At 72.5% G+C, this 9,031-nt stretch carries 10 protein-coding genes; 5 read left to right on the top strand and 5 right to left on the bottom strand.

Annotation, left to right across the window (positions count from 1 at the left end):
* The coding region (locus ABTZ58_RS21990) for a membrane dipeptidase (protein WP_351359146.1) at positions 1–456 on the top strand (456 nt) is incomplete at its 5' end.
* Here ABTZ58_RS21990 and ABTZ58_RS21985 read toward each other — a convergent pair.
* Positions 396–1,538, bottom strand: a complete 1,143-nt coding sequence (locus ABTZ58_RS21985; RefSeq protein ID WP_351359143.1) for an alkene reductase — start codon at positions 1,536–1,538, stop codon at positions 396–398. The genes ABTZ58_RS21990 and ABTZ58_RS21985 overlap by 61 nt on opposite strands.
* Before the next feature lie 52 nt (positions 1,539–1,590).
* Between ABTZ58_RS21985 and ABTZ58_RS21980 the strand changes: the two genes are divergently transcribed.
* The gene (locus ABTZ58_RS21980) at positions 1,591–1,950 is read left to right on the top strand and encodes a MerR family transcriptional regulator (protein ID WP_351359473.1); all 360 of its coding nucleotides are present in this window, start codon (positions 1,591–1,593) and stop codon (positions 1,948–1,950) included.
* Between the two features lie 107 nt (positions 1,951–2,057).
* Positions 2,058–3,191 carry a dipeptidase gene (locus ABTZ58_RS21975; protein ID WP_351359140.1) on the top strand — a complete coding sequence of 378 codons (1,134 nt, stop codon included), beginning with the start codon at positions 2,058–2,060 and terminating at the stop codon, positions 3,189–3,191.
* A gap of 50 nt (positions 3,192–3,241) precedes the next feature.
* Here ABTZ58_RS21975 and ABTZ58_RS21970 read toward each other — a convergent pair whose 3' ends face one another.
* Positions 3,242–3,634 (bottom strand): VOC family protein, encoded by a 393-nt coding sequence (locus ABTZ58_RS21970; RefSeq protein WP_351359138.1) that lies wholly within the window; start codon positions 3,632–3,634, stop codon positions 3,242–3,244.
* 14 nt (positions 3,635–3,648) lie between these two features.
* Entirely contained in the window at positions 3,649–4,020 is a 372-nt protein-coding gene (locus tag ABTZ58_RS21965; RefSeq protein WP_351359135.1) for a VOC family protein, read from the bottom strand.
* A 117-nt stretch (positions 4,021–4,137) separates the two neighbouring features.
* On the opposite strand from ABTZ58_RS21965, the gene ABTZ58_RS21960 reads away from it, so the two are divergent.
* Positions 4,138–4,644 (top strand): CGNR zinc finger domain-containing protein, encoded by a 507-nt coding sequence (locus ABTZ58_RS21960; RefSeq protein WP_351359133.1) that lies wholly within the window; start codon positions 4,138–4,140, stop codon positions 4,642–4,644.
* Between the two features lie 251 nt (positions 4,645–4,895).
* Here ABTZ58_RS21960 and ABTZ58_RS21955 read toward each other — a convergent pair whose 3' ends face one another.
* On the bottom strand, positions 4,896–6,239 hold the full coding sequence (locus tag ABTZ58_RS21955; protein ID WP_351359131.1) for a UDP-glucose dehydrogenase family protein: 1,344 nt from the start codon (positions 6,237–6,239) through the stop codon (positions 4,896–4,898).
* Positions 6,240–6,428: 189 nt separating this feature from the next.
* Between ABTZ58_RS21955 and ABTZ58_RS21950 the strand changes: the two genes are divergently transcribed.
* On the top strand, positions 6,429–7,586 hold the full coding sequence (locus ABTZ58_RS21950) for an acyl-CoA dehydrogenase (protein WP_351359128.1): 1,158 nt from the start codon (positions 6,429–6,431) through the stop codon (positions 7,584–7,586).
* Between the two features lie 73 nt (positions 7,587–7,659).
* Here ABTZ58_RS21950 and ABTZ58_RS21945 read toward each other — a convergent pair whose 3' ends face one another.
* Entirely contained in the window at positions 7,660–8,865 is a 1,206-nt protein-coding gene (locus ABTZ58_RS21945) for a phospholipase D-like domain-containing protein (protein WP_351359125.1), read from the bottom strand.
* Between the last annotated feature and the right edge of the window lie 166 nt (positions 8,866–9,031).

Here is a 9,031-nt window from a genome sequence, read left to right as displayed (position 1 = left end):
GCGCCGAAGTTCGTGCTCCAGGCGGCCGTGGACTGGACGGCCGCGGCCGACGAGAACATGCGCGCCCACGGCTTCCACCACCTCGACACCACCGCCGAGGCCATGAAGGTCCACCGCGCCTTCGAGGAGCGGCACCCGCGCCCGGTCGCCACGGTCGCCACGGTCGCCGACCACCTGGACCACATGCGCGAGGTGGCCGGCGTCGACCACCTCGGCATCGGCGGCGACTACGACGGCACGGCCTTCACCCCGGACGGCCTGGACGACGTCTCCGGCTACCCGAACCTGATCAGCGAACTGCTCGACCGCGGCTGGTCCAAGGCCGACCTGGCCAAGCTGACCTGGAAGAACGCGGTGCGGGTGCTGGACGCGGCCGAGGACGTGGCCCGGGCGCTTCAGCAGACCCGGCCGCCGTCCAACGCCACGATCGAGTCGCTGGACGCGCCCGTCTCCTGAGCGCCGAGGGCGGGGTAGTCGGTGTAGCCGGTCGCCCCGCCCACGTACATGAAGTACCGGTCGCGCATCGGGTTCAGCGGCGCCCCGAGCCGCAGCCGCTCCACCAGGTCGGGGTTGGCGAGGAAGGGCCGGCCGAGCGCGATCAGGTCGGCCCCGGCGCTCAGCAGCTCCTTCGACGCCCGGAGCACACCGTCCGTGGAGACCTCCCCCAGCACCGGGTTGGCGACGATCACCCCGGGCCATGCGGCGCGCACCGTCCGGTACACCGGGGTCCGCGGATCGGCGTACCCCAGGTGCAGATACGCGAGCCCCAGCCCGCCCAGCCGCTCGGCGAGCGCCGGGTAGAGCTCCTCGGTCTCGCCCTCCGCGATGCCGTTGACGGTGTTGCCGGGGGAGACCCGCAGCCCCACGCGCTGCGCACCGATCCCGGCGGCCACGGCCTCGGTCACCTCGGCCGTGAACCGGATGCGCCGGGCGACCGTGCCGCCGTAGCCGTCGGTGCGGAGGTTGGTGTTGCGGGCGAGGAACTGGTGGAGCAGATGGCCGTTGGCCGAGTGCACCTCCACGCCCTCGAACCCGGCGTCCAGGGCGTTGCGGGCGGCCCGGGCGAAGTCGGCGATCGTGGTGCGGATGTCCTCGGCGGTCATCTCCCGGGGTACCACGGCCGGCCGGTGCCCCTGCGGCGTGAAGATCGTCCCGGGCAGCGGGACGGCGGAGGGCGCCACCGGGGTGAGCCCGCTGGTCGCGGGGTGGCCGACCCGGCCGCCGTGCTGCAGCTGCAGGAACATCCGCCCGCCCGCCTCCCGCACGGCCTTTGTGACCCGCCGCCAGCCGGCCACATGCTCCGGCCGGTGGACGGCGGTGATGTTCGGGTACGTCTGCCCGGCCGCGTTGGGCGTCGAGGCCTCGGCGATGATCAGCCCGGCCGAGGCGCGCTGGGCGTAGTAGGTGGCCATGAGCGTGGTCGGCGTGCCGTCGGCCGTGGCCCGGTTCCTGGTCAGCGGGGCCATCACCAGGCGGTTCGGCAGCTTGAGGGCGGGGAGCCGGAACGGGGCGAGGAGCGCTGTCGTCTGCTGCGTCATGCCCGTACGCTAGAACCTGACACTGATGTCAGAATCAAGTCCGGGAGGCCACGTGCGGATCGGCGAACTGGCCCGGCGCACCGGCGTGAGCGAGCGGTCGCTGCGCTACTACGAGCAGCAGGGACTGCTCACCGCCGAGCGGACCCCGGGCGGGCACCGGGAGTACCCGGAGAAGGCCGTGGACCGGGTCATCCGGATCCAGGAGCTGTACGCGGCGGGCCTGCGCAGCGCGAAGATCGCGGAGCTGCTGCCCTGCATGCGGGACATCGACGGCGGGCCCTCGGTGGTCGCCACGCCGAAGCTCGTCGCCGACCTCACCGCCGAACGGGAGCGCATCGACCGGATGATCGGCGACCTGGTCCGCTCCCGCGAGACCCTGGACGAGGTGATCGAGGCGGCCCGGCTGCCCTGAGCGCGCGGCGTCACCGGGTCGTACCCCGAACGCCGCTCCCACCAGGAACCGCCCCCCGCGCCGTGCGACGGTGACCGTACCTCACGAACGACCGTACGGGAGCCGCCATGGCAGATCTCCAGGACGACCTGCGCCCCACCGCCGCGGCCGGCGACCTCGACGACCTGGCCGACCCGTACCCCGAGGAGTCAGTCGTCACGGCGGAATCGTACGAGCCCGTCTCCGACCCCGGCGACGCGCCGCTGAGCCGCGCCCACGCCGTCCTCGCCGCGCACCCGGTCGCCGACGGCTACAACGGACTGCCCTGGGCCCTCAAGCGCCTGTCGTACTACGACCTGGAGCTCGGCGAGAGCACCGTCGACACGGACGTGCCCCGGCTGCGCGACGGCCATGTGGGCGCCCTGTTCTGGTCGTTGCATCTGCCCGAGGGGCTGGACGGGGACCGGGCCGTCGGCGCCACCCTGGAGCACCTGGACCTGGCCAAGACGGTCGTCCGCACCTGCGACGAGGGCCTGCGTCCCGCCATCACGGCCGGGGAGGTTGCGGACGCCCGCAGCTGCGGCCGGGTCGCCGTGCTCTTCGGCCCCGCCGGGGCCTCCGCCCTCGGCGACTCCCTGGGCACCCTGCGCCAGCTGCACCTGCTCGGACTGCGCGTGCTCACCCTGAGCGGGGTGTCCTGGGCGAGCGAGGCGGGGCTGACCCGGTTCGGCGAGGAGGTCGTGCGCGAGATGAACCGGCTGGGTGTGATCGCGGACCTCTCCGGCGCCTCGCCGCAGACCCTGCGCCGCGCCCTCAGCCTCTCCCGGGCCCCCGTGCTGTGCAGCCGCTCCGCCGCCCGGGCCGTCCGCCCCCACCCGGCGAACCTCCCCGACGACCTGCTCGCGGAGCTGGGCGCGGCCAAGGGGCTGTGCCTGGTGCCGCTGACCGCCGAGCAGACCGGGCCGACCGTCCGCGACGTGGCCGACCACCTCGACCACATCCGGGCGGTGGCCGGAGCCCACAGTGTCGGCCTGTCCGGCACCTACGACACCGGCTCCGCCCACCCCCAGGAGCTCGGTGACATTTCCTGCTACCCGCGGCTGATCGGCGAACTGCTGCGCCGCGGCTGGGAGGAGGTCGATGTGGCCCTGCTGACCTGGGGCAACGTCCAGCGCGTGCTGCGCGGCGCCGACTTCACGGCCCGTGCCGCCCAGCAGCGCCGCGCCCCGTCCACGGCGACGATCTCGGACCTGGACGGCTGACGGGCCCGTCCTCGCGGACGGACCCGCGGGCCGGTCCTGCCGACGTGGCGTCAGTCGTGCTCGATCCGGCACAGGCAGAACGGATGCCCCACCGGATCGGCGTACACCCGGAAGTCCTTCTTCTCGTCGTCCTCCCGGTCCAGCACCCGCGCGCCCAGTGCCAGCACCCGCTCCTCGGCCGCGTCCATCTCCTCCCAGGTCGACCCGGCGTCGAAGTCCAGGTGGAACTGCTGGGCGTTGCGGTCGGCCCGCGGCCACTCCGGCGGTGTGTAGCCGGGGGAGCGCTGGAAGGCGAGCCGGGGCCCGTCCGGGACGCGCAGCACCACCCAGTCGGGGTCGTCGTCCTCCGGCGTACCGCCGCCCACTTGCGCGTAGAAGCGAGCCAGGGCGCGCGGGTCGGGGCAGTCGAGGACCACGGAACGGAAACGTGCCACAGCGGACATGGAGCCTCCCGGTCTCAAGTGGCGCAGAGGCAGAACGGGTGCCCGGCCGGGTCGGCGTAAACCCGGAAGGTGCGCTCCCGGTCCTCGGCGTCCAGCGGCTTCGCGCCGAGCGCCAGCACGCCCTTCTCGGCCGTGTCCAGGTCCTCCACCACCAGGTCGAGGTGGAACTGCTGCGAGTGCTCGGGCGAGGGCCACCGCGGCGGCACGTGGTCGGGGGCGGCCTGGAACGCCAGCGCCGGTCCGCCCGGCACCTCCAGGTCCACCCACTCGTCCTGGCCGTCCGTCTGCACCGCCGGCGTGCCGCCGAGCACCTGCGCGTAGAAGCCCGCCAGGGCGCGCGGGTCGGGACAGTCCAGGACGACGACACCCAGTTTGGCGAGAGCCATGACTTCCTCCTCGAAGTCGCTGTTACCTATACAGAGCGGGTAACCGGTAACCGTTACTGCATGCTCCCCTATCGGAGGTAACCTCGCAAGGAAAAATGCGAGAGGTACGGTCCAGCCATGACGGAGAGATCGCCCGCACCCGGCGGCCTGGCCCTGGTCGAGGCCCTGGTGAACACGCTGGACATAGAGTCGGGCGCGGATGCGCTGGACACGCCGGAAGGCCGGGCGCGCGTCGGGATCACCGAGGGCGAGGCCGAGGGCGCCCGCGCCCTGCGCGAGTCGCTGCGGGCCGTGCTCCTGGCCCACGCCGGCCACCCGCCGCACCGTGAGGTGCCCCCGCTCGGCGAGCTGCTGGCCGCCGCCCCCCTCGTCGTCACGGTCGACCCGGCCGACGGCTCGGCCGCCCTCGCCCCCGCCGACGGCACCTCCCTGCGCGCCCGCGTCGCGGCCGCCGTCGCCGAGGCCCTCGTCGCCGGCACCTGGACCCGCCTGAAGGCCTGCGAGGCCCCCGACTGCCACTGGGCCTACTACGACCGCAGCCCGGCCGGCCGCGGCCGCTGGTGCTCCATGCAGGTCTGCGGAGCCCGGGCCAAGATGCGCCGCTACCGGTCCAAGGGGGCCTGAGCCACGCCGCTACCAGGTCGAGGAGGCCTGAGCCACGCGCTACCGGGTCGAGGCGCTCCCGGCTCCGGGCTCAGCCGCGCCCGGGACACGTCCTGCCGGGCTGAGCCGGACGGCGTGGGGCGCGCGCCCCGGCCGAGGGGGACCGAGACGCCCCGTGTCCGGGCCCGGTGGGGCAGAATGCAACAAGACGCCGGTTCGGCCGACTGAGCCTCGGCCGAACCGGCGTCGCCTGTTCTCGTGCCTCTTGGCGCCTACGCCTTGGGGCGTCCCATCGCCCGGTACGTCCAGCCGGCCTTGCGCCAGCGCTCCGGGTCCAGGGCGTTGCGGCCGTCCAGGACGACCCGGGCCGCCGCGACCTCGCCGAGGGCCTCCTCGTCCAGCTCGCGGAACTCCCGCCACTCCGTCAGGTGCAGCACGATGTCGGCACCCCGCACGGCCTCCAGCGCCGAGTCCGCGTAACCGAGGGTGGGGAAGACCCGGCGGGCGTTGTCCATGCCCTTCGGGTCGTACACCGTGACCTGGCCGCCCTGGAGGTGGATCTGCCCGGCCACGTTCAGCGCGGGGGAGTCGCGCACGTCGTCCGAGTCGGGCTTGAAGGTCGCGCCCAGCACCGCCACCCGCTTGCCGAGGAACGGCCCGCCGCCCAGCGCCTGCCGGGCCAGCTCCACCATCTGCCCGCGCTGGCGCATGTTGATCGAGTCGATCTCCCGCAGGAACGTCAGCGCCTGGTCCGCGCCCAGCTCACCGGCGCGCGCCATGAAGGCCCGGATGTCCTTGGGCAGACAGCCGCCGCCGAAGCCGATCCCGGCCCGCAGGAACTTCTTGCCGATCCGGTCGTCGTAGCCGATCGCCTCCGCCAGCTTCACCACGTCGCCGCCGGCGGCCTCGCACACCTCAGCCATGGCGTTGATGAAGGAGATCTTCGTCGCGAGGAAGGAGTTGGCGGACGTCTTCACCAGCTCGGAGGTCGGGAAGTCCGTCACCACGAAGGGCGAGCCCTCCGCGATCGGCGTCGCGTACACCTCGCGCAGCAGCTTCTCGGCCCGCTCGCTGCGCACGCCCACCACGATCCGGTCCGGGTGCAGCGTGTCGTCGACGGCGAAGCCCTCGCGCAGGAACTCCGGGTTCCAGGCCAGCTCGGCGTCCTCCCCGGCGGGCGCGTGCGCGGCCAGGTACGCCGCGAGACGGTCCGCGGAGCCCACCGGCACCGTCGACTTGCCGACCACCAGCGCGGGCCCGTGCAGATGCGGCGCGAGCGAGGCGAACGCGGAGTCGACGTACGACATGTCGCAGGCGTATTCGCCGTGCCGCTGGGGGGTGTTCACACAGACGAAGTGCACATCGCCGAACGCGCCGATCTCGGCCCAGTCCTGCGTGAAGCGCAGCCGGCCGCTGGAGCCCTCGAACCCCGGCACGTGCCGGCGCAGCAGCTCGTCCAGACCCGGCTCGTACATCGGGGCCTCGCCCCGCTCCAGCTTCTCGATCTTCTCGGGGACGACGTCGAGAGCGAGCACCTCGAAGCCCAGTTCGGCCATGGCCGCGGCGTGTGTCGCGCCGAGATAACCGGTGCCGATCACGGTGATCTTCAGGGCCATGGGTGCTCCAGTGGGTCTACGGCATGTGGTGCGCGCCCGAGCATAGCCGGGGCATGGGAGCGCGCTTCACCGGGCAACTTCTCAGCTGTCGCCTAGCTCACGTATCCCTCCCGGGGGCGACCCCATAAACTTTTGATTACTTAACGGTAGTTAGCGCCACCATCGCAGCGTTTTGGAGCGTGAGAGACCTTGGCCGGATCGGCTGACTTCGACCTGTACCGCCCGTCCGAGGAGCACGACATGCTCCGTGACGCCGTCCGCTCGCTGGCCGAGGCGAAGATCGCGCCGTACGCCGCCGCGGTGGACGAAGAGGCCCGCTTCCCGCGCGAGGCCCTCCAGGCGCTGGTCGCCAACGACCTGCACGCGGTGCACGTGCCCGAGGAGTACGGCGGCTCGGGCGCCGACGCCCTGGCGACCGTCATCGTGATCGAGGAGGTCGCCCGCGTGTGCGCCTCGTCCTCCCTCATCCCGGCCGTGAACAAGCTCGGCTCGCTGCCCGTGATCCTCTCCGGCTCCGAGGAGCTGAAGAAGAAGTACATGACCCCGCTGGCCAAGGGCGAGGGCATGTTCTCCTACTGCCTCTCCGAGCCGGACGCCGGCTCCGACGCCGCCGGCATGAAGACCAGGGCCGTCCGCGACGGCGACCACTGGATCCTCAACGGCGTGAAGCGCTGGATCACCAACGCGGGCGAGTCGGAGTACTACACGGTGATGGCCGTCACCGACCCGGAGAAGCGCTCCAAGGGCATCTCCGCCTTCGTCGTGGAGAAGTCCGACGAGGGCGTCTCCTTCGGCGCCCCGGAGAAGAAGCTCGGCATCAAGGGCTCCCCGACCCGCGAGGTCTACCTCGACAACGTCCGCGTCCCCGCCGACCGCATGATCGGCGAGGAGGGCACCGGCTTCGCCACGGCGATGAAGACCCTCGACCACACCCGCATCACCATCGCCGCCCAGGCCCTCGGCATCGCCCAGGGCGCCCTCGACTACGCCAAGGGCTACGTCAAGGAGCGCAAGCAGTTCGGCAAGCCGATCGCCGACTTCCAGGGCATCCAGTTCATGCTCGCCGACATGGCCATGAAGATCTCGGCCGCCCGCGCCCTGACCTACCAGGCCGCCGCCGCCTCCCAGCGCGTCGACGCCGACCTCACCTACCAGGGCGCCGCCGCCAAGTGCTTCGCCTCGGACGTGGCGATGGAGGTCACCACGGACGCCGTCCAGCTCCTCGGCGGCTACGGCTACACCCGCGACTACCCGGTGGAGCGCATGATGCGCGACGCCAAGATCACGCAGATCTACGAGGGCACCAACCAGGTCCAGCGCATCGTGATGGCGCGCAACCTGCCGTAGCCCGCGGGCACGCACGCACGGACAGATCGGTCCCCGGCCTCCGCCGGGGACCGATCTGTCCGTGCGCGCGCCCTCACAGGAAGCGGCGGATCGGAGTGACCACGGCCTCGGTGAGGCGCTCCGGCAGCGGCCGCCGCCGCCAGCGGGCGGGATCGATCGGCTCGCTCAGCTTCCGGTCGGCGTCGAAGTCGGCGTCGAGCGCGGCGGTGAAGTCCTCGTCCAGGACGGCCAGGACGACCTCCTCGTCGTGCTCCATGGAGCGGCGGTTGAAGTTGGTCGAGCCGATGAGCGCACACACCCCGTCCACCGTGACGATCTTCGTGTGCAGCATGGTCGGCTGGTACTCCCGCACGTCCACCCCGGCGTCGACGAGGGTCTGGTAGTGCTGCCGCCCGGCCAGCAGGCACGCGCGCTGGTCGGTGTGCGGTCCGGGCAGCAGGATCTCCACCTGGACCCCGCGCCGGGCCGCGCCGGCCAGGAGGTCGATGAAGTAGGCGTCGGGCGCGAAGTAGGCCGTGGCCAGCCGCAGCCGCTCCTGCGCCGAGGTGATCAGCACCCGCAGCACCGTCTGCATGTCCTGCCAGCCGAAGGAGGCCGAGCCCCGCACCACCTGCACCGTGGAGCGCCCCGGCTGCTCCTGCGCGGTGAAGCGGTCGTGCTCGTCGTAGAGGTCGTCGTGGCACTCGGCCCAGTTCTGCGCGAAGGCCGCGGCGATGCCGTCCACGGCGGGACCGCGGACCCGCACGTGGGTGTCGCGCCACTCGTCGGGATTGCGGGCGTCGCCGCACCACTCCTGCGCTATGCCGACGCCCCCGGTGAACGCGGTGTGCTCGTCGGTGACCAGCACCTTGCGGTGGCAGCGGTGGTTCTGCCGCATCGGGGACAGCCGTGTGGGCGGCCGGAACCAGGCCACGTGGACCCCGGCCTCGTCCATGGCGCTCAGCAGGTCCGGCTCGATCTCCTTGGCCCCGAAGCCGTCCAGCAGCAGCCGCACCCGCACACCCGCCCGGGCCCGATCGGCCAGGGCGTCGGCGAACTCGTGGGCGATCTCCCCCCGCCAGTACACGAACGTCATCATGTCGACGGTGTGCTCGGCGGCCCGGATCGCCTCCAGCATCGCGGGGAAGATCTCGTCCCCGTTGCGCAACGGCATCAGGTCGTTGCCCTCGGTCGCCGCGATGCCGATCAGCCGCTCCAGCCGCCTGCGCAGCCGCTGCTTGCGCTCCTCGGGCGCTCTCGGCTCCGGTGCCCGCCGTTCCTCGTACGTCTGCTGTGTCACGTGTGGTCTCCCCTGCCACGGGCTGCTCACCGCCCCCTGCCCGCGCGCCGCCAGCCCCGGGACGCGCCTGCTGGTCCTCTTTGCCGCTGCCGGCGGTTTCACGCAGGGCCGTGGCGAGCCGCACACGGGCCGTCCGCCCTGTGGTGCTCATGGGGCCGAAGGCGTA

Origin of the sequence: Streptomyces sp. NPDC094143 (genome assembly GCF_040303825.1) — a bacterium.
In the GTDB taxonomy this organism is placed as follows: domain Bacteria; phylum Actinomycetota; class Actinomycetes; order Streptomycetales; family Streptomycetaceae; genus Streptomyces.
The sequence above is the reverse complement of the archived record's forward strand: the minus strand, read 5'-3'. Positions and strand labels throughout refer to the sequence as shown.